Genomic DNA, 25,110 nt, shown 5'->3' on the forward strand with positions numbered 1-25,110 from the left:
TCCGCTACTCGCCGGGCGTCCGCTCGCCCGCCGAGCGCCGCCGGAGCTGGCCGAGGCGCGCCGTCGCCGCCCTGGCGAAGGCGTCGCCGAGCGCGGCCTGCGCCCGCGCGGCCGCGGCGCGAGCGCCCTCGACGAGCGACGATACCGGCGCGTCCGGCCGGGCGATCACCGCGTCGACGAGGTGCGTGAACGCGCCGGCGATCTCCTTGCGCGCGCCGTCGTCGACGCGATCGCGCCGGAACTCGAAGTGCCCCACGACCGATCCGTCGTCCGCCGGCCAGAGCAGGAGGGCGACCTCGAAATGCACGAGCTCGGGCCGGAGGGGCAGGGGCTCGACGCGGAGCCCGCGCACCTCCAGCGCGGGCTTCGGCGCGTTCTGGAGCGCCAGCCAGACCCGGAAGAGCGGGTGCTGCGCGTGGTCGCGCTCCTGCTTCAGATCCTGGGTGACGACATCGAACGGGATGTCCTGGTGCGCGAAGGCGTCGAGCGCCTGGACGCGCGCCCGCGCGAGCACGTCGCGGAACGTCCCGGCGCGCGCGAGATCGACGCGGATCACGAGCGTGTTGGTCAAGAGGCCGACAACGTCCTCGAGCTCCGGGCGGTTCCGGTTGGCGATGGGCGTCCCGACGGCGATGTCCAGCGCGCCGGACCGCGCGTGGATCACGAGGTCGAGGAGCGCGAGGAGCACCATGAACAGGGTCGCGCCCTCGCGCCGCGCGAGCGCCTCGAGCGCCGCCGCCTTGTCCGGCGAGAGCGCGATCTCCTCGATGGCGCCGGACGGGTCGTGGCTCGGCGCCTCCGCCCCGCCGCCGGCCGAGATGCTCGCCCGGGACAGCCCCCGGAGGCGCTCTCGCCAGTACGCGCGCTGGCCGTCGAGCGCCCCCGACTCGACCATCTCGCGCTGCCAGGCCGCGAAGTCGCTGACCTGGAGCTTCGGCGGCGGGAGCGAGCGGCCCGCTTAGAGCGCAAGGAGCTCGCGGAGGATGACGCCGAGCGACCAGTCGTCCGACACCACGTGGTGCATCGCGACGAGGAGCACGTGCTCGTCCTCCGCGAGGCGGAACAGCGTGGCGCGCAGGAGCGGCGGCGCGCCGATCGCGAAGGGCCGCCACGCCTCGGCGCGCAGCCGCCCGGCGAGCGCGGGCGCGGCCGCCTCCTCGGGCGTCAAGGCCACCACGTCGAGCGCGAAGCCCGCGTGCGGCTGCGCGATCTGCAGGAGCTCGCCGTCGACGTTGGCGATGGACGTCCGGAGGGCGTCGTGGCGCCGCACGATCTCGCCGAACGCGGCCGAGAGGCGGGCAACGTCGACCGCGCCCCGGAGCCGGACCGCGCCCGGGACGTTGAAGAGCGGCTTGCCGGGCGAGAGCTGCTCGAGGAAGAAGATGCGGCTCTGCCCGTACGAGAGCGGCGCCCGCGTCAGCCCGCGGCGCCGGACCTGCGGCGGCGCCGCGCCGAGGGCCGACAGCCGGCGCGCCGCGGCGTCCCGCTCCTCCGGCGCGAGCGCGGGCAGGTGCTCGGGGCGGCGGTCCGCGACGTACCGGCGGACGGCGGGCAGGAGCGACTCCATCGACCGGCCGCTCGCGAGGAGCTCGATGAGCGGGGCCTGCGCCGCGATCGACGGCAGGTCGAACATGAGCTGCAGCGGGACCTCCGCGCCGAGGGCGCGCTGCACGCGGGCGACGACCTGCGTGGCGAGGAGCGAGTGGCCGCCGACGTCGAAGAAGTTCTCGCCGACCCGCACCTCGCCGAGCCCGAGCACCTCGGCCCAGATCGACGCGAGGAACCGCTCCGCCGGCGTCCGCGGCGCCGCGCCGTCGTCCGGGCCCGCCTGCGCCTCGGGCGCCGGCAAGGCGCGCCGGTCGAGCTTGCCGTTCGGCGACAGCGGGAGCGCGTCGAGGCGGACCACGCTCGACGGGATCATGTACGCCGGCAGCGACGCCTTCAGCGCCGCGCGTACGTCCGGCGCGCCGCCCTCGGCGTCGCCGTCGAGCACGACGTAGGCGACCAGGCGGGCGTCGCCCGGCGCGTCCTCGCGCAGGACGACGGCCGCCTGGCTCACGCCGGGCACGCGCCGGATCTGCGCCTCGACGTCGCCGAGCTCGATCCGGTGCCCGCGGAGCTTGACCTGGTGGTCCGAGCGGCCCTGGAACTCGAGCATCCCGTCGGGCAGGAAGCGCGCGACGTCGCCGGTCCGGTACATCCGGCCGCCCGCGGCGCGCGCGCGCGGGTCGGGCAGGAAGCGCTCCGCGGTGAGCCCGGGCTGCCCCACGTAGCCGCGCGCGAGCGGCGCGCCGGCGATGTAGAGGTCGCCGAGCGCGCCGATGGCGGGGCGGCGCATCGCGCCGTCGAGCACGAACACCTCGGCGTTCGCGACCGGCGCGCCGAGGGGGACCCACGCGACCCGCGGGTCGCTCGGCAGGACGCAGCCGGTCACCGCGATCGCGGCCTCGCTCGGCCCGTACATGTTGATGAGGTCGCCGTCGTGCTTCGCGTAGAAGCGCCGGACGAGGTCGAGCGGCACCGCCTCGCCGCCCACGAGGACCTTCCGGAGGCTCGCGGGGAACGGCTGATCGGGCCCCCCGAGGAACGCCGCGAGCATCGAGGAGACGAAGTACGCGGTCGTGACCCCCTCGTCGCGCGCGAGGCGCCGCAGGTACTCGGGATCGCGGTGCCCCCCGGCCCGGGCGACGACGATCCGCGCGCCGAACGAGAGGGGCCAGAAGATCTCCCAGACGGAGACGTCGAAGCCGAACGCGGCCTTGAGCAGGACGCGGTCGTCCGCGGTGAGCGCCCAGGTCCGCTGGATCCACTGCATCTGGTTGACGATGGCGCGGTGGGAGATGAGGCTCCCCTTCGGCGTGCCCGTCGAGCCGGACGTGTAGATGACGTACGCGCCGCTGTCCGGCGGCGGGCTCACGGCGGGCCGCGCGTCGGAGCACGCGGCGATCTGCGCGGCCTCGGCGTCGAGGAGCAGCGTCGTCCAGCCGCCGGTCGGGAGCTCGTCGGCGATCGCGTCGTGCGTGACGAGGAGGCGCGCCCGCGCGTCCCGCATCATGAAGGCGAGGCGCTCGCCGGGGTACTCGTGGTCGAGCGGCAGGTAGGCGCCGCCCGCCTTGAGCACCGCCAGGGTCGCGACGACCATGTCCTCGGAGCGCGGCACGCAGACGCCGACGATCGTGTCGAGCCCGACGCCGCGGCGGCGCAGGCAGTGCGCGAGCCGGTTCGCGCGCCGCTCGAGCTCGCCGTAGGTGAGCGGCTTGCCCTCGCTGCGCACCGCGACGACGTCGGGGTGCTGTTCGGCGCGCTCCTCGAACCACCGGTGCAGCGCGCAGGCCGGCGGCAGCTCCATCGCCGGGCCGCGCGACCACGCCTCGATCTCGGCGCGCTCGCCGGGGCCGACGTACTCGCCCTGGGCGACCGGGCGCTCGGGGTGGCGCGACAGGTCCGCGAGCATCGCCGCGAGGCGCTCGGCGAGGCGCTCGGCGTCGCGGCGCGCGCCGGCCGACGCGTCGTAGCGGAGCTCCAGCGACGCCGACGGGCCCGCGCCGGCGCAGTGCAGCCGGCAGGCGACCTGGTCGGACGTGCTCCAGACGTCGAGCACGCGGGCGCGCGCGCCGTCGAGCGACAGCGCCGGCGCGGCCTCCGCGGCGGAGAAGCCCCAGGTCATCCGGTGGCTCACCCCCGGCGCGGCGTCCTGGTGCGCCGCCGCCTCGGCCTCGGCGGCCGCGAGCCGCCGCGCGACGTCGGCGAGCGTGTCGGAGGCCGAGATCTCGATCCGGACCGGAAGGAACCGCGCGAACGGCCCCACCGCGCCCGCGAGCGCGTCCAGGGACCGCCCGTCGAAGCGGACCGCCACGGTGGCCTCGGGCTCGTCGCCGCCGCCCATCCGCCACAGGAGCGACGTCCACAGGGCCAGGAGCACGATCCGCTGCGGGACCTGCCACGACGACGACCAGCGCTCGACCTGCGCCATCCCGCCTGGCCCCAGATCGACCCGCGCGCGCCCCGAGCCGGCGCCGGCGCCGGCGCCGCCGCGGCTGAAGGCGAGGTGGAGCGGGGGCCCGAAATGCGCGCGGCGCTCGGCCCAGAACCTGCGCACGTCGCCGGCGTCCTCCGCCTCGAGCATCCCGTTGAGCCACTCCGCGACGTCCGCGTACTGCTGCTCGGGCGGCGCGCCCGCGGTCGACGCGCAGAGCTCGCGGACGAGCGGGGCGATCGACTCCTCGTCGACGCACCACGCGGGCGCCGCGAGCACGAGCCGGCGCTCCTCCGGGCCGACGCGGACCAGGCCGATGCGCAGCCCGTCGTCCGCGCCGCGGCCCTCCGACAGGCGCGCGACGAGCCGCGCCATCCGCTCGCCCTGCTCGGCCTCCGAGCACCCGACCCAGTCGTCCTGCGACGACCACGCGAAGCGCGGCTCGCCGACCACCTGCGCGGCCTCGCCGCCCGCCTCGACGAGGCGCGTGCGCAAGATCTCGTGCCGCTCGACCAGCGCGAGCGCCGCCGCCGAGAGCCGCCCTTCGTCGCACGGGCCGGTCACGGCGACGACGGCCAGCGTCCGGCACCCGGGGGCCCCCGCCTCCCGCTCGAGCGCGCGGAGCGCCCGCTGCTGCGGCGAGAGGCTGAAGCCGGTCATCTCGTGGTCAGTCATCCAGCTCGTCCTTCGGTGAGGTCTTCGCTTCGCCCGGCGCGCCCGGGCGCGGGAGGGTCACGGCGCGCCGGCGCGCGGAGGTCAGCTTGTCGAGCGCCGCGCCGCGCGCGGCCTTCCGCTCGAGCTCCCGGCGGGCCGCCGCGGTGCGCTCGATCTCCCCCCGGAGCTCCGAGATAGGGGTGTCCGGCCGCGCCGTCGCGATCGCCAGTATGTCACGGTAATCGCTCAGGAAATTGTCGACCGTCGCGGCCCGGTACAGCTCGCTGCTGTGCTCGACGCCGAAGCGGAACGAGTCGCCGGCCTCGGCGACCGTGAGGACGAAGTCGAACGCCGTCGTGGTCGCCTCGCCCTCCAGCGCCTCGAGCTCGAGCCCCTCGAGCTTCATCGGGGGGACGTGCACGTTGCGCATGACGAACTTCGCGTCGAAGAGGGCCACGTGCCCGACGGCCCCCTTCGGCCGCAGGGCCTCCACGAGCCGGTCGAACGGCAGGTCCTGGTGCTCGAACGCCTCGAGCGCGACGTCGCGCACGCGGCGGACCAGCGCGCCGAACGTCGGGTCGCCCCCGCAGTCGGTCCGGATCACGAGCTGGTTGACGAAGAAGCCGATCATCGGCTCGGTCTCGACGCGGTTCCGGTTCGCGACGTCGGTGCCCACGACGAGGTCCTCGAGCCCGGTGCGCTGGTGCAGGACGAGCTTGTACGCGGCGAGCAGGGCCATGAACGGAGAGATCGCCTCCCGCTCGCAGAACGCCTTGATCCGACGGGTGAGCTCGGCCCCGGCGTCGAGGCTCCGCCGCGCCCCGCGCCACGTCCTTCGCCCCGCCGGCTCGTGGTCGACCGGCACGCGGGCCCGGCGCAGCGCGCCCGAGAGCTTCGCCGTCCAGTACCGGAGCTCGCCCTCCAGGACCTCGCCGGACAGCCACGCCCGCTGGGCCGCGGCGAAGTCGACGTACTGCGCCGGGAGCTCCGGCAGCCGGGAAGGCTGGCCCTGCGCGAAGCCGCCGTAGAGCGCGGCGAGCTCCCCGACGAAGACGCCGACCGACCAGACGTCGAACACGACGTGGTGCACGACGAGCGCGATGACGTGCTCGTCGCGGCGCTTCCGGATGACCCGCACGCGGAGGAGCGGGCCGCGGCTCAGGTCGAACGGCTCGAGGCTCTCCTCGAGGACGAGCGCCGAGACCGCCGCGTCGAGGGCCTCGCCCGCGAGGTGCTCGAGGTCGGACATCCGGAACGGCACCCGGGCCTCGGGCGAGATGACCGGGAACGGCACGCCGTCCCTGGCGCTGAACGTCGTCCGCAGCGCCTCGTGGCGCCGCGCGATCTCGAACAGGCTGCGGCGGAGGGCGTCGACGTCGAGCCGGCCCGTCGCGCGCACCACGAACGGGATGTTGTACGCCGGGCTGCCCGGCTCGAGCTGATCCACGAACCACAGCCGGTGCTGCGCGAACGACAGCGGGAGCGGGCCGTCGCGGGGGATCCGCGCGATCGGGGGGAACTCGCGCCGCCGCGCCTCGCCGCGGAGCGCGGCGTCGACCTGGGCCGCGAGCGCCGCGACCGTCGGCCCCTGGAAGAGCGCCCGCAGCGGGAGCTCGACGCCGAGCTGCGCGCGGATCCGGGACATCACCTGGGTCGCGACGAGCGAGTCGCCGTGGAGGCCGAAGAAGTCGTCGTGGATGCCGATCTCGTGGACGCCGAGGAGGGCGCTCCAGATCGCGGCGATCGCGCGCTCGGACTCGGTCGACGGCGCGACGAAGGCGACCCCGGCGTGCGCGCGGGAGACGGCCGCCGTCGGGAGGGCGTTCGGCGCGGGCGCGGCGGGCGCCGCGGCCTGCGCCGGCTCGGCGGCGGGGGCGCCGCGGCGCGGCGCGATCCAGTGCCGCGCCCGCTCGAACGGGTACGTCGGCAAGCGGACGAGCGCCCCGGGGTCGCCCCCGCGGACGGCCGTCCAGTCGACGGCGTGGCCCGCCTCCCAGAGCTGGCCGAGAGCCTCGGCCAGGCTCGCGGGCTCGGACGTGGCGTGGGCCGACCCGAGGCTCGCGATCGCGGCGCCGCCGCGCCCGGCCAGCGTCTGCCGCACCAGCGTGGTCAGCCCGCGGCCGGGGCCGACCTCGAGGAACAGGGCGTGCCCGGACGCGAACAGCGCCTCGATGCCGTCGCCGAAGCGGACCGGCTGGCGGAGGTGCCGCGCCCAGTAGGCCGGATCGGTCGCCTCGGCGTCGGTGAGGAGGGCGCCGGTGACGTTCGAGATCACGGGGATCTTCGGCGGGGAGAGCCGCGCGCGCCGCACGCTCTCGAGGAACGGGCCCACCGCGCCGTCGATGAGCGCGCAGTGGAACGCGTGGGACGTCTGCAGCGGCCGCGCGAAGACCTCGCGCGCCTCGAGGCGCGCGGCGAGGTCGCGGATCGCGCTCGCCGGGCCCGCGACAACCGTGAGCTTCGGGCTGTTGACCGCGGCGATCTCCAGGCCGGCCTCGAGGAGGCCCTCGACGTCCGCGGCCGGCAGGCCGACGGCCAGCATGCCCCCGCCCGGCGCCGCCTGCATGAAGCGCCCCCGATCGATGACCAGGGACATCGCGTCCTCGAGCGTGAACACGCCCGCGACGCAGGCCGCCACGATCTCGCCGAGGCTGTGGCCGATCATCGCCGCGGGCTCGATCCCCCAGCTCATCCAGAGCCTGGCGAGCGCGAGCTCGACGGCGAAGAGCGCGGGCTGCACCAGCGCGGTGCCGAGCAGCGTGCGGCCGTCGCCCTCGCCCGCGCGGAAGACGATCTCGCCGAGATCGAGGCCGCGCGCCCGCGCCGCCGCGGCGCACGCGTCGAAGGCGCTCCGGAACGCCGCCTCCTGCGCGTAGAGCGCGCGGCCCATCCCGACGGCCTGCGCGCCCTGGCCCGGGAACGCGAAGACGGCGCGGCTCATCGGGCGCGCGAGCGCGCTCGCCCCCTCGCGGGCGAGCCCCTGGATCGCCTCGGCGCGCGTCCGCGCGACGACCGCCCGGCGGTACGGGTGCTCCGCGCGCCCGGTCTGGAGGGTGAACGCCACGTCGTCGAGCGGGAGGTCGTTCGCCTCGAGGTGCGCGGCGAGCTGCGCGCAGGCCGCCGAGAGCGCCGCCGGCGTGCGCGCCGAGAGCGTCAGCACGTGGTCGCGCTCCGGGGCCGCGGGGCGGGCCGGCAGCGGGGGCGGCTCCTCGAGCACGACGTGCGCGTTGGTCCCGCCGATCCCGAACGAGCTCACGCCCGCGCGGCGCGGGCCGAGCTCGCGGGGCCAGGGCGCCGCCTCCCGGGGGACGAAGAACGGGCTCGCCGCGAGGTCGAGCTTTGGATTGGGCGCCTCGAAGTGGACGCACGGCGGGATCTCGCCGCTGCGCACGACGTGCGCCGCCTTGATGAGGCCCGCGACGCCCGCCGCGGCGTCGAGGTGGCCGATGTTCGCCTTGATCGAGCCGAGCGCGCAGTACGCCTTCCGCGCCGTCCCGCGGCGGAAGGCCTGCGTGAGCGCCTCGACCTCGATCGGATCGCCGATCGCGGTCGCGGTGCCGTGGGCCTCGACGTAGCCGATCGAGCCGGGATCGACGCCGGCGACCGACTGCGCCTCGGAGATGGCCGCGGCCTGGCCGTCGACGCTCGGGGCCATGAAGCCGACCTTGCGGCCGCCGTCGTTGTTGACGGCGGAGCCCCGGATCACCGCGTGGACGGTGTTCCGGTCGCGGAGGGCGTCCGCGAGGCGCTTCAGCGCGACGATGCCGACGCCGCTGCCGCCCACGGTCCCCTCGGCGCGCGCGTCGAACGGCCGGCAGCGGCCGTCCGGGGAGCAGATGCTCCCGGGCACGTACGGATAGCCGCGCTTCTGCGGGATGCCGATGGAGACGCCGCCCGCGAGCGCGAGATCGCACTGGCCGCCGAGGAGGCTCTCGCACGCCATGTGGACGGCCACCAGCGAGGTCGAGCACGCGGTCTGCACGACGACGCTCGGCCCGTGGAGGTCGAGTTTGTACGAGACCCGCGTCGCGAGGTAATCCTTCTCGCTCGCCAGCATGAGCGCGTGCGGATCGACGGTGGCTGCGAGATCCGGGTGCGAGAGGAGCTGGAGGAGGTAGGTGTTGGAGCCGCACCCGCCGAAGACGCCGATCGCGCCCGGGAACCGGGCGGGATCGCAGCCGGCGTCCTCCAGGGCGGCGACCGCGCACTCCAGGAACAGGCGCTGCTGCGGGTCCATGAGCTGCGCCTCGCGCGGCGAGTAGCCGAAATAGGACGCGTCGAAGCGGTCGATGTCGTCGAGCAGGCCGCCCGCGCAGACGACGGGCGCCCCGGGGGCGGCGTTCGCGCCGACCGGCGGCTCCTCGCGCTCGCTCTCCGGGAAGCGGGCGATCGACTCGACGCCGCGCCGCACGTTCTCCCAGAGGGCGTCGACGCTCGGGGCGCCGGGGAAGCGGCCCGCCATGCCGACGATCGCGATGTCGCTGCCCCCGTCCTCGGTCTCGATCGGTTCCGACATGGCTATCCTCGCCCCCGGCGGCGTCGCGCGTCGCGGCGCGCCTCGGCGCGCTGCGCCCCGACGTCGGCCGGCTCGGCCTTGACCGTCGCGGCGTCGAGCCGCTGCGCGAGCTGCTCGATGGTCGGGTACTGGAACAGGTCGGTCAGCGACACGGCCTGCGCCGCGGCGCCCTCCGCGGGTGCGCGCGCCGCCATGCGCTCGGCGAGCAGGCGCTGGGCGCGCACGAGGAGCAGCGAGGTGAAGCCGACCTCGAACAGGTTGTCGGTCACGCCGACGGCCTCGACCTGCAAGACCTCCGCGAGCACCGAGGCGATGAGCCGCTCGGTCGCGGTCCGCGGGGCGACGGCCGCGGCGCGGGGCGCGACCGCGGCGGGATCCGGCAGGGCGGCGCGGTCCACCTTGCCGTTCGCGCTCAGCGGCAGCGCCGGGAGGACGACGATGTCCGCGGGGATCATGTACTCCGGCAGCTTCTTCCGGACGAAGTCGCGGAGCGTCGCGCCGTCGGCCTCGGCGCCGACGACGTACGCGACAAGGCGCTTCTCGCCCGACGGATCCTTCTTCGCCGCCACGACCGCCTGCTCCACCGAGGGGTGCTGCGCGAGGGCGGCCTCGATCTCGCCGAGCTCGATGCGGAAGCCGCGGATCTTCACCTGGTGGTCGGTGCGCCCGAGCAGCTCGATGGTCCCGTCGGCGAAGTAGCGGCCCAGGTCGCCTGTCCTGTACAGCCGCTCGCCGGTCGTGGGGTGCTCCAGGAACCGCTCGCGCGTCCGCGCCTCGTCGCGCCAGTAGCCGAGCGCGACGCCGATCCCGCCGATGTAGATCTCGCCGGGGACCCCGATCGGACACGGCTCCAGCCCGTCGTCGAGCACGTAGGTGTGCTGGTTCGCGAGCGGCCGGCCGTACGGGATGCTGCGCCACGCCGGGTCGACGTCCGAGATCGGGTGGGCGATCGACCAGATCGACGCCTCGGTCGCGCCGCCGAGGCTCACGACGCGGGGCGCGCGGCAGGCGGCGCGGATGCGATCGGGGAGCTTCAGCGGGATCCAGTCGCCGCTCATCATGACGAGGCGGAGCGACGACAGCGCCGGGTCGCCCGCGCCGGGGGACGCGTCCATGAGCATCTCCATCAGCGCCGGGACCGAGTTCCACACGGTCACCCGCTCGCGCTCCACGAGCTCGCGCCAGCGCCCCGGATCCGAGGCGCGGGCGGGGTCGGGGATCACGACGGCGCCTCCGGCGGCGAGCGTCCCGAACACGTCGTAGACCGACAGGTCGAAGCTCAGCGACGAGAGCGCGAGCACCCGGTCCTCGGGGCCGACGTCGAAGCGACGGTTGATGTCGAGGATGGTGTTCACCGCGCCGCGGTGGTCGATCATCACGCCCTTGGGCAGCCCCGTGGACCCGGACGTGTAGATCACGTACGCCAGGTCGGCCGTGCTTCCGCTGGGCGGCCGGCGCGCGATGGGCTGCTCGCGCCACCGCTCGTCCGCGTCGACGGCGAGGCGCTCGATGCCCGCGGGCCAGGCGAGCTGCCCGTCGACCGCCGATTGCGTGAGGATGAGGCGGACCTCGGCGTGCTCCAGGAGGTGCCTGAGGCGCTCCTCGGGGAGGCGAGGGTCCAGGGGCAGGTAGGCGGCGCCGGCGCGCAGCACGCCGAGCACGGCGGCCACCTGCTCCCAGCCCTTTTCCATGACGACGGCGACGAGCGCGTTCGCGCCCGTCCCGGAGCGCGAGACGGCCGCGGCGATCGCCTCGGCGCGCCGGGCGAGCTCCCCGTAGGTGAGGCGCCGCTCGGCGTCGACGACCGCGCACGCGTCGGGCTGCTCGACGGCGCGCTGGAAGAACGGCTCCTCCAGCCTGAGGTGATCCGGAGTGGCCACCGCGGTGTCGTTCCACGCGACGAGGGCGCGCTCGCGGTCCTCCGGCGTGACGGAGAGCGCGCGGACGCGCTGCGCGGGGTCCTGGGCGGCGCGCGAGAGCACGCTCTGCATCGTGGCGAGCATCCGGTCGACGGTCGCCGCGTCGAAGAGGTCGACGTTGTACTGGAGCGAGATCACGTCGCGCCCGCCGCGCGGCTCGACGCTGAAGCGCAGGTCGAAGCGCGTGGCCTCGACCGGGAGATCGAGCGGCTCGATCCGCACCTCGCCGAGCTCGAGCGCCTCGGCGGGGGCGTTCTGCACGACGAGCATGACCTGGAACAGCGGCGAGCGGCTCAGGTCGCGCCGGGGGTTGACCGCCTCGACCACCTTCTCGAACGGGGCGTCCTGGTGCTCGAACGCCTCGAGCGCGGCCTTCCGCGCCCGCGCAAGGAGCTCCTCGAAGGTCGGGTCGCCGCCGAGGTCGAGGCGCATCACGATCGTGTTCACGAAGAAGCCGACGAGGGGCTCGAGCTCGGGGCGAGGCCGGTTGGCGACCGCGGTCCCGATGGCGAGGTCGTCCTGGCCCGAGCTGCGCCTGAGGAGCACGCCGAGGGCGGCGAGCAGGACCATGAAGCGGGTGGCGCCGCGGCTCCGGGCGAGCTCGTCGAGCTGCGCCACGAGGCGCGCGTCGAGCGGGAGGACCCGCTCCGCGCCGCGGAACGTCTGGACCGGCGGCCGCGGTCGGTCGGTCTGGAGCTCCAGGACCGGCAGCCCGCGGAGGGTCGCGGTCCAATAGGCGAGCTTGTCGGCGAGCCGCTTCCCCGCGAGGTGGCGGCGCTGCCACACCGCGAAATCGACGTACTGGAGCGGCAGCTCGGGCAAGGCCGCGGGCCCGCCGCTCCGCGCGCGCCGGTAGAGCTCCGCGAGGTCGCGGACGAGGGGCTGGAACGACCAGGCGTCCGTGACGATGTGGTGCGTGGACAGGACCAGGATGCAGGTGTCGTGGTCGAGGCGGAACAGCCGGGCGCGGAACACGGGCCCGCGCGCGAGGTCGAACCCCGTGGCCTGCTCGCGCGACGCCCAGGCGCGCGCCGCGGCCTCCGCCTCGTCCGCGGGCGTGCCGCGGAGGTCGACCACCTCCGCGGGGGCCGACTCGGGCTCGCAGATCTTCTGCGCGGGCGTGGGGCTCGCGACGAACACCGTGCGCAGGCTCCAGTGCCGCCGGACGAGCGCGACGAGCGCGGCGGACAGCGCGTCGACGTCGACGAGGTTCCGCAGGCGGACCGCCTGCACCACGTTGTAGGCGGTCCCGCCGGGGAGCAGCTGCTCGAGGACCCACAGGCGCTCTTGCTCGTACGAGAGCGGATACGGCTCGTCCGCCGGCGCGCGGCCCAGCGAGGGCGCGATCTCGCTGGCGGGCACCGTCGCTGCGGTGGCGGCGGTCGAGGCGGCGCCGGAGGCGAGGTGATCGGCGAGCTGCGCGAGTGTGGGGTGCTCGAAGAGGGCGCGGAGGCTGGTGCGGATGCCGAGGGAGGACTCGATACGTCCGACGACCTGCATGGCGAGCAGGGAGTGTCCGCCGAGGTCGAAGAAGCTGTCGTGTCGTCCGACGCGCTCGAGGTGGAGGACGGATTGCCAGATGGCCGCGAGCTCGAGCTCGAGGTCGCCCGAGGGGGGCTCGTGGTCGGCGTGGGCGGCTGGGGGCGCGGGGAGGCGCTTCTTGTCGACCTTGCCGGAAAGAGACATGGGCAAGGCGGGGAGCAGGACGAAGTGGGCGGGCACCAGGGCGTCGGGCACCAGGCGCGCCATGCCCTCGCGCAGGTCGCGCTCGGAGGGCGCGGGGGCGCCGGGCACGAGATAGGCAATCAGGCGAGCGGTGTTGCCATCGCCGTGGAGGACGACGACGCCCTCGCGGACGGCGGGCAAGCGTCGCAGGGCGGATTCGACCTCGCCGAGCTCGATGCGTCGGCCGCGGAGCTTGACCTGCTCGTCGCGGCGTCCGGCGAAGGCGAGCTGACCGTCGGGGCGCCATCGCACCAGGTCGCCGGTGCGGTAGAGGCGAGCGCCGGGCTGGCCGAAGGGAGCGGGCAGGAAGCGCTCGGCGGTCAGGTCCGGGCGGGTGTATCCTTGGGCGAGGCAGTCTCCGCCGATGTACAGCTCGCCGAGGACGCCGGGCGGCACGGGCTGCAGGTGCGGGTCGAGGACGTAGACGAGGGCGCCGTCGATGGGGCGGCCGAGCGGTGGCTCGGCGTCGAGGTCGGCGACCTCGGCGACGGTGGTGATGACGGTGGCCTCGGTGGGGCCGTACATGTTGACGAGGCGGAAAGGCAGCGGTCGCCGGAGGGGATGGAGCTTGTCGCCGCCGACGGTCATCGCGCGCAGGGCGGTGCCGGTCCAGTCCTGGTCGAAGCACGCCTCGGCCAGGGGCGTGGGCATGAACGAGAGCGTGGCTCGCTGCTCGACGAGCCAGGAGACGAGCGCTGAGGGCGAGCGGAGCGCGTCGTCGTCGGCGAGGAGCAGGGCAGCGCCGCAGGCGAGCGGGGTCCAGATCTCGAAGACGGAGGCGTCGAAGCCGCAGGAGGCGAGCTGAGTCCAGCGGTCGCTGGGCGAGAGCTCGAGCCGGCGGTGAAAGAAGGAGACCAGCCTTGAAAGGCTGGCATGGCGCACACAGACGCCCTTGGGGGTGCCGGTGGAGCCGGAGGTGAAGAGGACATAGGCCAGGTCGTCGGGCCTGGAGACGAGCGGAATATGGGCGCCATGGGCGCGCGCCCAGTCCTGGACGAGGTGGACGGGGCAGGGAGCGGCGGTGAGTTTGTCGCTGACCGCTACGCTGGTGAGCACGAGCGAGGCGCGGCAGTCGGCGAGCATGTCGGCCAGGCGCGCCGGTGGATTGGCGGGGTCGAGCGAGGCATAGGCGGCGCCTGCCTTGAGGACGGCGAGCTGGGCGGCGACCATGCGGGGCGAGCGCTCGATGCAGACGCCGACGACGCTGCCGGGGCCGACGCCGCGCTGTTGCAGCAGCAGGGCGAGCTCGGTGGACCAGGCGCTGAGCTCGGCGTAAGTGAAGCGCAGGTGGCGGAACTCGAGCGCGGTGGCGTCCGGCTGTCGAGCGGCGTGGGCCTCGAAGAGCGCGTGGACGCAGGCGGGCGCCGGGTCCGAGGCGGCCTGTGTTGCGGCGGCAGCGCCGCTCCAGTCGTCGAGGAGCAGCGCGCGCTCGGCGTCGGCGAGCATCCGTAGCTCGGAGAGCGGTCGACCCGGGTGCTCGGCGGCGCTCTCGAGCAGGAGCACGAAGTGGCGCGCCATCCGCTCGATGGTCGCCGGGTCGAAGAGGTGCTGGTCGTACTCGAAGCGCAGGGCGATGCCTGAGTCGAGCTCTGCGGCGAACAAGGCGAGATCGAACTCGGCCGCTGCCTGGTCGTCGGCGAGCGTCGTGAACTCGAGCTCTCCCTGCGCGATCCGCACACCCTCCGCGCCGGTGGTGAGCGCGGCGAGCCGGGGATCCAGCGACGGCAGCGCGCCCTGGAAGGCGAAGGCGACGTCGAAGAGCGCGCCGCCTCGCCGGGCCGCGCCCTGGTGCTTTGCGAGCAGGTGCTGAAGGGCGCTGTCGCCGTGGGCCAGCGCGTCGAGGAACGCGTCGCGCACGCGGGCGACGAGCGCGTCGAAGGACGCGGCCTCGCGCAGCGCCACGCGCACGGGGAGCATCTGGACGAAGTAGCCGAACGCCCGAGTGCTCTCGTCGTCGTTCCGCCCCGCCGAGGGGACGCCCACGACAAGGTCGCTCTGCCCGCTCGCGCGATGGAGCAAGACACAGAGCGCCGACAGCAAGACCGAGAAGAGCGTGGTCCCGCGCTCGCGCGCCAGGCGCGCCAGCGCCCCGGTCAGGGGCTTTGACAGCATGATCGCGTGAGCGCGACCGCGGCGAACGCGCGCGTCGTGGCGAGCCCGGTCGCGGGGGAGGTCGATGGCGGTCGTCGCGCCGTCGAGCGCCTTGCGCCAGGTTTCTGCTCCGCCGGCCGCTTCCCGCGGCGAGGGACAGCTCACGCCGGCGGCGAAGAAGCTCGATGGCGGCGGCAGCTGCGGGGGCCGGCCCGCGCGCAGGGCCGAGTACAGCTCCCCCAGCTCGCGCACCAGCAGCGCGAACGACCAGTAGTCGACCACGAGGTGGTGAAGGACCACCGTGAGCCACTGCCCCTCTGCGCGCCGCCAGACATGCACCCGGAGCAGCGGCCCGCGCTCCAGGTCGAACGGGCGGCGGCGCACCTCGTCCGCGCGGGCGACGAGCTCGCGCTCGTCCAGCGCCGTCGCCGGCTCCTCGGTCCACGCCAGGGCGACGTGGCGGTGCACCCGCTGGAGCGGCTTACCGTCGCGCGTGAGGAACGTCGTGCGGAGCGCCTCGTGCCGCTCGACCAGGGCCTCGAACGCGCGGCGCAGCAAGGCGACGTCGACGCCGGCGCCGAGCCGGACCGTCCTGCCCAGGTTGTAGAGCGCGCCGTCGGCCGACTTCTGGCACTCCAGCCACAGCGCCCGCTGCCCCTCGGTCAGCGCAAACGGCTCCTCCGGCGTCGCCACCCGCGGCGACGAGGGGCTGTCCAGCCGGGTACGCCCTCGCTCCAGGGCCGTCGCCGCGGCGGCGGTGGTCGAGGCGGCGCCGGAGGAGAGGTGATCGGCGAGCTGCGCGAGTGTGGGGTGCTCGAAGAGGGCGCGGAGGCTGGTGCGGATGCCGAGGGAGGACTCGATACGTCCGACGACCTGCATGGCGAGCAGGGAGTGTCCGCCGAGGTCGAAGAAGTTGTCGTGTCGTCCGACGCGCTCGAGGTGGAGGACGGATTGCCAGATGGCCGCGAGCTCGAGCTCGAGCTCGCCGGAGGGCGACTCGTGGTCGGCTTGCGCGGCGGGGGGCGCGGGGAGGCGCTTCTTGTCGACCTTGCCGGAAAGAGACATGGGCAAGGCGGGGAGCAGGACGAAGTGGGCGGGCACCAGGGCGTCGGGCACCAGGCGCGCCATGCCCTCGCGCAGGTCGCGCTCGGAGGGCGGGGGGGCGCCGGGCACGAGATAGGCCATCAGGCGAGCGGCGTTGCCATCGCCGTGGAGGACGACGACGCCCTCGCGGACGGCGGGCAAGCGTCGCAGGGCGGATTCGACCTCGCCGAGCTCGACGCGGCGGCCGCGGAGCTTGACCTGCTCGTCGCGGCGTCCGGCGAAGGCGAGCTGACCGTCGGGGCGCCATCGCACCAGGTCGCCGGTGCGGTAGAGGCGTGCGCCGGGCTGGCCGAAGGGAGCGGGCAGGAAGCGCTCGGCGGTCAGGTCCGGGCGGGTGTATCCTTGGGCGAGGCAGTCTCCGCCGATGTACAGCTCGCCGAGGACGCCGGGCGGCACGGGCTGCAGGTGCGGGTCGAGGACGTAGACGAGGGCGCTGTCGATGGGGCGGCCGAGCGGTGGCTCGGCGTCGAGGTCGGCGACCTCGGCGACGGTGGTGATGACGGTGGCCTCGGTGGGGCCGTACATGTTGACGAGGCGGAAAGGCAGCGGTCGCCGGAGGGGATGGAGCTTGTCGCCGCCGACGGTCATCGCGCGCAGGGCGGTGCCGGTCCAGTCCTGGTCGAAGCACGCCTCGGCCAGGGGCGTGGGCATGAACGAGAGCGTGGCCCGCTGTTCGACGAGCCAGGAGACGAGCGCAGTGGGAGAGCGGAGCGCGTCGTCGTCGGCGAGAAGCAGGGCAGCGCCGCAGGCGAGCGGGGTCCAGATCTCGAAGACGGAGGCGTCGAAGCCGCAGGAGGCGAGCTGAGTCCAGCGGTCGTTGGGCGAGAGCTCAAGCTGGCGGTGAAAGAAGGAGACCAGCCTTGAAAGGCTGGCATGGCGCACGCAGACGCCCTTGGGGGTGCCGGTGGAGCCGGAGGTGAAGAGGACATAGGCCAGGTCGTCGGGCCTGGAGACGAGCGGAATATGGGCGCCATGGGCGCGCGACCCGTCCTGGACGAGGTGGACGGGGCAGGGGGCGGCGGTGAGTTTATCGCTGACCGCTACGCTGGTGAGCGCGAGCGAGGCGCGGCAGTCGGCGAGCATGTCGGCCAGGCGCGCCGGTGGATTGGCGGGGTCGAGCGAGGCATAGGCGGCGCCTGCCTTGAGGACGGCGAGCTGGGCGGCGACCATGCGGGGCGAGCGCTCGATGCAGACGCCGACGACGCTGCCGGGGCCGACGCCGCGGGCTTGCAGCAGCAGGGCGAGCTCGGTGGACCAGGCGCTGAGCTCAGCATAGGTGAAGCGCTGGCGGCCGAACTCGAGCGCGGTGGCGTCCGGCTGTCGAGCGGCGTGGGCCTCGAAGAGCGCGTGGACGCAGGCGGGCTCCGGGGCCGAGGCGGCCTGTGTTGCTGCGGCAGCGCCGCTCCAGTCGTCGAGGAGCAGCGCGCGCTCGGCGTCGGCGAGCATCCGTAGCTCGGAGAGCGGTCGACCCGGGTGCTCGACGGCGCTCTCGAGCAGGAGCACGAAGTGGCGCGCCATCCGCTCGATGGTCGCCGGGTCGAAGAGGTGCTGGTCGTACTCGAAGCGCAGGGCGATGCCCGAGTCGAGCTCTGCGGCGAACAGGGCGAGATCGAACTCGGCCGCTGCCTGGTCGTCGGCGAGCGTCGTGAACTGGAGATCTCCCTGCGCGATCTGGACATCCCCCGCGCCGATCGCGAGGGCTGACAGGCGTGCATCCAGCGATGGCGGGGTGCTCTGGAAGGCGAAGGCGACGTCGAACAGCGCGTCTCCCTGCGCCCGCGCGAGCAGGTGCTGGAGGGCGCTGTCGCCGTGGGCCAGCGCGTCGAGGAACGCGTCGCGCACGCGGGCGACGAGCTCGTCGAAGGACGCGGCCCCGCGCAGCGCGACGCGCACGGGGAGCATCTGGACGAAGTAGCCAAAGGCCCTGGCGCTCTCGTCGTCGCTCCTCCCCGCCCAGGGGACGCCCACGACAAGGTCGCTCTGCCCGCTCGCGCGATGGAGCAAGACGGTGAGCGCCGACAGCAAGACCGAGAAGAGCGTGGTCCCGCGCTCGCGCGCCAGGCGCGCCAGCGCCCCGGTCAGGGGCTTCGGCAGCGTGATCGCGTGAGCGCGGCCGCGGCGAGCGCTCGCGTCGCGGCGAGCCCGGTCGCGGGGGAGGTCGATGGCGGTCGTCGCGCCGTCGAGCGCCTTGCGCCAGGTTTCTGCTCCGCCAGCCGCTTCCCGCGGCGAGGGACAGCTCACGCCGGCGGCGAAGAAGCTCGACGGCGGCGGCAGCTGCGGGGGCCGGCCCGCGCGGAGCGCCGAGTACAGCTCCCCCAGCTCGCGCACCAGCAGCGCGAACGACCAGTGGTCGACCACGAGGTGGTGAAGGACCACCGTGAGCCACTGCCCCTCTGCGCGCCGCCAGACATGCACCCGGAGCAGCGGCCCGCGCTCCAGGTCGAACGGGCGGCGGCGCACCTCGTCCGCGCGGGCGACGAGCTCGCGCTCGTCCAGCGCCGTCGCCGGCTCCTCGGTCCACGCCAGGGCGACGTGGCGGTGCACCCGCTGGAGCGGCTTGCCGTCGCGCGTGAGGAACGTCGTGCGGAGCGCCTCGTGCCGCTCGACCAGGCCCTCGAACGCGCGGCGCAGCAAGGCGACGTCGACGCCGGCGCCGAGCCGGACCGTCCTGCCCAGGTTGTAGAGCGCGCCGTCGGCCGACTTCTGGCACTCCAGCCACAGCGCCCGCTGCCCCTCGGTCAGCGCAAACGGCTCCTCCGGCGTCGCCACCCGCGGCGACGACGGGTTGTCCACCCGGGTGATCTCTCTCGTGAGCTCACGGAGAGAGCCTCCTCGCAAGATCGATGTCAGCGGGATCGCGCGCCCCGTCCGCGCCTGGAATGCGTGCTGGAGCTCGACGGCAGCGAGGGAGTCGAGGCCGAACCGCGATATCGGCAGCGCGTCGTCGATCTGCCCGGCGTCCAGGCGAAGCGCGCGGGCGAGCGTCGAGCGCAGCGCGTCCAGCAGGCCCCGTCCCGAGGGCTCCTCCGTCTCCGGAGGCGCGTCGTCCGGGCGCGAGGCGCCGTCGAGGAGCTCCGGCGCGAAGGCGACGTGGCGCTCGCCGAGCGCGTCTTCGAGAAAGGCGCGCCGGCACTCCCTCCGGCGGACCTTCCCGCTCGACGTCTTCGGCAGCGCGCCCGGCGCGATCAGCGCGACGGCGTGCGCGACGAGCTGATGCTCGGCGGCCACCCCTTCGCGCACGGCCGCCACGATCTCGCGCGGATCCGCGGCCACGCGCGGGTCGACCTCGCACACCACGGCGAGGCGCTCCTCGCCCTCGTGCTCCACGGAGAACGCGGCGCTGCAGCCCGGCCGGACGGCGCGATGGCTGCTCTCGACGGTCTTCTCGATGTCCTGCGGGAAGTGGTTGCGGCCTCGAAGGATGATGAGGTCCTTCGACCTCCCCACCACGAACAGCTCGCCTCCCCGGAGAAAGCCGAGATCTCCCGTGCGCAGGTAGCGCGGCGCCGCGCGGCCAGCGAGCGTGGCCCCGAACGTCGCCTGCGTCTCCTCCGGGCGCTCCCAGTAGCCGGCGGCCACGCTGGGCCCGGACACCCAGATCTCCCCGATCTCCCCCGGCCCGAGCTCGTTCCCCGCGGGATCGACGATCGCGACCGCCCGCGGATCGAGCGCCCGACCGCTGCCGACGAACGCGCGCGCGCCCTCCGCCGCAGACGCGACCGCGCGCCCGAGCTCCACCTCCTCGGGGGCGAGGCGCGCCAGCACCGGCGCCTCGGCCCGCGCTCCGCCGCTCACGATGAGCGTGGCCTCGGCGAGCCCGTAGCAGGGATAGAACGCCTCTCGCCGGAACCCGCTGACCGCAAAGGCGCGCGCGAAGCGATCCAGCGTCTCGGCGCGCACCGGCTCGGCGCCCGTGAACGCGACCTCCCACGACCGCAGGTCGAGCGCCGCTCGCTCCTCCTCCGAGCTCTTCCGGACGCAGAGATCGTAGGCGAAGTTCGGGCCGCCGCTCACCGAGGCGCCGAGCGCCGAGACGGCGCGGAGCCACCGCATCGGCCTCTGCAGGAACGAGAGCGGCGACATGAGCGCGACGCGGATCCGCCGGTAGAGCGCCTGCAAGATCCCGCCGATGAGCCCCATGTCGTGATACGGCGGCAGCCAGATCACCCCGACCGGATCCGGGCTCGTCAGGTCGAATCCCTGCGCGATGAGCCGCGAGTTGTGCAGGAGGTTCCCGTGGGTGAGCATCACCCCCTTGGGCTCGCCGGTCGAGCCGGAGGTGTATTGAAGGAACGCGATCGACTCCGGCCGGAGCGCCGCGCCCGGCCCCTCGATCGGGCCCGGCGCGGGGCCGTCGGTCGCGATCCACCGGAGCCGCTGCAGCGCGGCGGCCGCGGCGCTGGCCGGCAGGGACGCCACGATGCCGGCGACGGACGATGACGTGAGCGCCGCCTCGGCGCGCGCGTCGGCGACGATGGAGGCGACGCGCGGCAGCGTCCGCTCGAGCCGGCCGAGATCCGGTGGATAGGCGGGCACGGCCAGGACTCCAGCGTAGAGACACCCGAAGAACGCGGTGATGTACTCGATCCCCGGCGGATAGAGCAGCAGCGCGCGGGCCCCGGGGGCGACGCCCGATGCCTGCAAGAGGGCCGCGACGGTTCGCGCGCGCTCGTCAATTTCCCGCAGGGTCACCCAGGCCGCCCCGGCCTCGACGTCGCCGGACTCAAGAAAGCAATAAATCGGGCGGGCGGGCTCAGCTTCGGCGCGCTGACGCAAGAGGTCGATAACGGTGGAAGGGCGGTTCCGTTCGTTCCATTCTAATGCAAGAAATGCATCATTCATTGAACAGAACCCTCCGCCGCGGAGATAGCAGCTTGTCCGCTGCGGCACAACCGCCGCGCGACGCGCGTGGCTCGCCGTGATCCGGGCGTTACTCCACCTGCACTTCTCGTCGCGTCACGCTCGCGCCGCCCCGCGTGTCGTGAACCACGGCCCACAGCGACACGCGCCCCGGCTCCGAGGGCGGCGTCCACGTGGTCCCGTTGCCCTCGCGGGAGGCGCCGGTCGTGTCGTTCACCAGGCGGCGCGCCCCGTCGAACTCGCCCCCGTCCGTGTAATAGTCGACCCAGATCGCCTCGCGCGCCGGCGGACCGCCGAGCCCGGCGGCCTCCTCATCCACCTCTGCGGCCATCTCCGGCACGACGGCCTCGATCTCGTACGTCGTGCACTCGTCCTCTGCCGGCTCGGTCCGGCCGCAGCCCTGGGCCTGCTCCTCCGACCGGACGCACCGCTTCACGACGGGCAAACCGTCCTCGCCCGGCATGACGTCTTTGTCATCGAGCTTCAGCGTGAAGCCGTCGATGGGCGGGTTCGCGTTCCGTCGCTCCTTCTTGAAGACATAGACCTGCGTGTAGCCCACGACGAAGCTGTCCGGACCGAGCACCGTCCCGTCGTCGCCGACGCACTCCAGCGGGAACCCGGCCTTTTCGGGCGCCGAAGCCACGCGCGTCGTGCCGGCGCACACGGCGAACAGCACGTAAGCCGACGAGTACACCGTCCCCGTCTCGGTGGGCCTCGCGCCCTTGAGGATGTCCTTGGGCAGCTTCCACGTGAACGAGACCGCATCGGGCTCGCCGCTCTTCTCCGGGCCGATCTCCTGCTGCGCGAAGGGGACGGCGCGCTCCTCGCTGCCGCCGTCGCCGCTGGCACCACCGCTGCCGCCGTCGCCGCTGCCACCATCGCCGCCGGCGCCGCCACTGCCGCCGGCACCGCCGGCGCCGCCATTGCCGCCACCAGCGCCAGCACTGCCGCCATCGCCGCCAGCGCCAGCACTGCCGCCGTCGCCGCCAGCGCCAGCACTGCCGCCGTCGCCGCCAGCGCCAGCACTGCCGCCGTCGCCGCCAGCGCCAGCACTGCCGCCGTCGCCGCCGCTGCCGCCATTGCCGGCACCGCCCTCGCCGCCATTGCCGCCGGCTCCGCCGCCGCCTCCGCCCGGATTCGCGACGATTCCCGCCGCATAGGTGCCCAGCCACTGCGGAATGCACCCGAGGTGCTCGTCCACCCCGACCGGCGGATTCACGCAGCCGCCCACCCACGTGACCTCGACCTTCCGCGGCGCGCCGTCCTCTGCGCCCTTCGCGTCGGCGTACGTCATCCGGAACGTCACGAGCTCTTCCGCCGCCGCGTACGGCGCGTCCGCCGTCACCGCGAGGACGCGGAGCCCCTTCACCTCGGACGAAGGGGCCATGTCGCTCCCCGCGCAGCAGGGGATGCCCACGGCCAGGGTCGAGAGCGCGGCGAGCAGCGCGCGACGAGCGGGCAGTGCGGTCCGTTTCATCAGAAATCTCCTCGCAGCCCGAGCGTGGGCAGGAAGGGGAGCCCCGTCACGTACTCCCGCTGCGTGTAGTTGAAGTTGTAGCTGATGCCCTCCGCCGCCATGTAATTATAGACGTTCTGGATGTCGAGGTAGAGCCCGAGCTGCCACCTCTTGAATTTCCACGTCTTGTCGGCGCGGATGTCGAGCTGGTGGAACAGCGGCATCCGCTCGCTGTAATCACCCCCGAGCGGGATCGGCGAATACCTCGCCGAGGACGCGTGGTAAATCGCGTTCACCCGGTTCGGATTGCACCCCTTCTCCTCCGGATCGCAGACATAGGGCGTCTGCAGGTTGCCCGACACGAGCCGGAAGCGCGCGCCCAGCTCCCAGCCCCGGCCGAGCCGCAGGCTCCCGAGCACCGTCAGCACGTGCGTCTGATCGAACTGCGTGAGGTGCTCCTCCTCGTTCGGGCCGTCCTTGCGCACCGACCGCGAGAGGGTGTACGCCGCCCAGCCGAAGAAGCGCTCGTCCGGCTTGTACTTCAACAAGAGCTCGCCGCCGACCGCGTATCCGGTGCCGTCGTTGGCGTAATCGTCCTTCTCCGGCGAGAAGACGACGAGCCGATCGAGCTGCTTGTAAAACCCGTCCAGCGTCACCTCGATCTGCGGCGTGATCTCCTGCTCCACGCCGAGGCCGTAATGCACGGCGCGGTTCGACTTGAGCTCCGCGTTGCCGAACGGCTCGATGCTCTCCGCGAACTGCGGCGCCTGATAATAAAGGCCCACGCCCCCCTTGGCCGTCGTCCGCGGGAAGCCGGGCCGGATGTCGTAGCGCGCGTTGACCCGCGGGCTCACGTCGAGCGTCTGCGTGTCGAGCGCGTAGTCGACCCGCACCCCGGGGACGATCCGCGCCCGCGGCGAGGGGACGACCTCGAGCTCGGCATACGCCGCGGGCCGCGAGTACGCGCCGTCGAACGACCGGTCCTGGAACGGGAGCGTCGAAAATGGCTGGTTCGACGGGTGGCCGGCGGGCTGCTGCGACGGCGCGCGGATGTTGACCGTGGCGACGCCGCCCGAGAGGTCGGTCCCGACGTTCATCGTCAGGTACCGCGCGAACCTGTGCGAGAGCTCCAGCCGCAGGTCGAGCGAGGTCGAGACGACGTTGAAGGCGAGGGGAGAGATCTCGAAGTCGGCGATGTCCCGGCCGAGCGCCATCGACCACAGCAGCCGATCCCGGCTCCCGATCCGGTTCTCGTAGCTCAGCTGGAAGCGCTGGAAGGCGGTGTGCAGCCCGAAATCGCCCGTCAGCGCCGGCTCGTCCTCCGGCGGCTTGTCCAGGGTGATCTTGAAGGCGTCGTCCGATCCGTAGAAGCTCGCGCGCACGCGCTCGCTCGCGGAGGGGCGGCCCTCGAGGACGAACTGGTAATCGTAGTAGACGGGCGCCTGCGTGACGCTGGAGCCCGCCTCCTTGAGCACGGGCCCGAGCCACGCGTCGACCCAGCTGCGGCGGCCCGCCGCGATGAACGTCCAGTCCTTGAGGAACGGGACGGGGCCCTCGAGGAGCACGCGCCCGTCGATGAGATCGAGCTGGACCACGCCGTGGTACTTGCCGTCCTGCTTCGGCGAGCGGAGCCCGACGTCGACGATGCCGCCCATGGCGCGGCCGTACACGGCGCTGAAATTGCCCGGATAGAAGTCGATCTTCTCGAGCATCTCGGTCGGCACGACCGAGGAGAGGCCGCCGAAGTGGTAGATGATCGGCACCGGGGTGCGATCGACGAACGTGAGCGTGTCCTGGGGCGCGGACCCGCGCACGATGAGCAGCCCGAAGCCGCTGCGCGCGACGCCCGGCAGGCTCTGCAGCGAGCGCAGCGCGTCGCCGCCGGTCCCGGGGATGCGGTCGATCTCGCGCCGCTCGATCGTCCTCCGCGTCACCTCGCGCGGCGGGCGCTCCCCCTGCACGGTCACCTCGATGCCCGCCGCCTTGCCGTCCTGCGGCGCGGCGAGCGAGATGCGGTAGCGCACCTCGATCGCCTCGCCGGCCGCGATCTCCTCCTCGGCCGCGAACGGCTCGAACCCCGCGGCGGCGACCTCGACCCGGTACTTGCCGGGGGGGAGGTTCTTGAAGCGGAACTTGCCGCCCTGGTCCGTCTTCGCCTCCTCGCGGCCGCCGTCGGGGCGCACGAGGGTGACCGCGATGTCCGGGAGCGGCTCGCCGGTGCCCGCGGACAGGACGGTCCCGACCACCGTCTCGACGTCGGCGGGCGGCGCCGGCGCGGCCGCATCGGCGGGCTTGGGCGTGAGCGTGAACGCGTACCGGTAGAGGATGCGCGCCGCGGCGGGCGTGCCGTCCGGGCGCCGCGCCGGCGCGAACTCCAGGCCGGGCGCGGCCGCGAGCGCGGCCTCGTCGAAGCCGTGCCCGCCGGGCGTCGCGACCTCCGCCTTGGTGACGCGCCCGGTCTTGTCGATGTCGAGCTTGAGGATGACGCTGCCCTCGACGCCGGCGCGCTGCGCCTCGATCGGATACGCGGGCGGCGAGTACTTGATCAGCGTCGGCGGGCTGACGGCGGCGGGCGCGGGCGGCGGCGTGCCCGGCTGAGGGACGACGACCGCGCCGGCGCCGCCGCGAGGGACCGAGGCGCCGCCCGAGTCGCCCTCGGCGGCATTGGACTCTGGGGGGGGCGCGCCGGCGGGCTGCGCGCGCGCTGCGCTGCCGGTCATCGCGACCGCGAGCAGCAGCGCTTCCGAGACGACGAGGCGCATCACGGAGGACGCTGTGGAAGGCATGCGGCCCGCCCTCTCGCATGGCG

4 protein-coding genes and 1 pseudogene are annotated in these 25,110 nt (G+C 74.1%); all 5 read right to left on the bottom strand.

The features are described from left to right. Positions 1 to 4: 4 nt before the first annotated feature. The 5 genes and pseudogenes from WME83_RS19545 to WME83_RS19565 all read right to left on the bottom strand — a co-directional run bounded on the left by WME83_RS19545 (position 5) and on the right by WME83_RS19565 (position 25,087). Positions 5 to 4,651: pseudogene (locus tag WME83_RS19545) on the bottom strand (amino acid adenylation domain-containing protein). Next, entirely contained in the window at positions 4,644 to 9,146 is a 4,503-nt protein-coding gene (locus WME83_RS19550; RefSeq protein ID WP_437320796.1) for a type I polyketide synthase, read from the bottom strand. Before WME83_RS19550 ends, WME83_RS19545 begins: the two are co-directional and overlap by 8 nt. A 2-nt stretch (positions 9,147 to 9,148) precedes the next feature. Continuing rightward, the gene (locus WME83_RS19555) at positions 9,149 to 20,827 is read right to left on the bottom strand and encodes an amino acid adenylation domain-containing protein (RefSeq protein WP_437320797.1); all 11,679 of its coding nucleotides are present in this window, start codon (positions 20,825 to 20,827) and stop codon (positions 9,149 to 9,151) included. 88 nt (positions 20,828 to 20,915) lie between these two features. After that, positions 20,916 to 22,322 (bottom strand): hypothetical protein, encoded by a 1,407-nt coding sequence (locus WME83_RS19560; protein WP_437320798.1) that lies wholly within the window; start codon positions 22,320 to 22,322, stop codon positions 20,916 to 20,918. Beyond that, entirely contained in the window at positions 22,322 to 25,087 is a 2,766-nt protein-coding gene (locus tag WME83_RS19565; RefSeq protein WP_437320799.1) for a TonB-dependent receptor domain-containing protein, read from the bottom strand. The genes WME83_RS19560 and WME83_RS19565 overlap by 1 nt, the downstream gene beginning before the upstream one ends. Between the last annotated feature and the right edge of the window lie 23 nt (positions 25,088 to 25,110).

It is taken from the genome of Sorangium sp. So ce385, from assembly GCF_051474135.1.
Lineage (GTDB): Bacteria > Myxococcota_A > Polyangia > Polyangiales > Polyangiaceae > Sorangium > Sorangium cellulosum_D.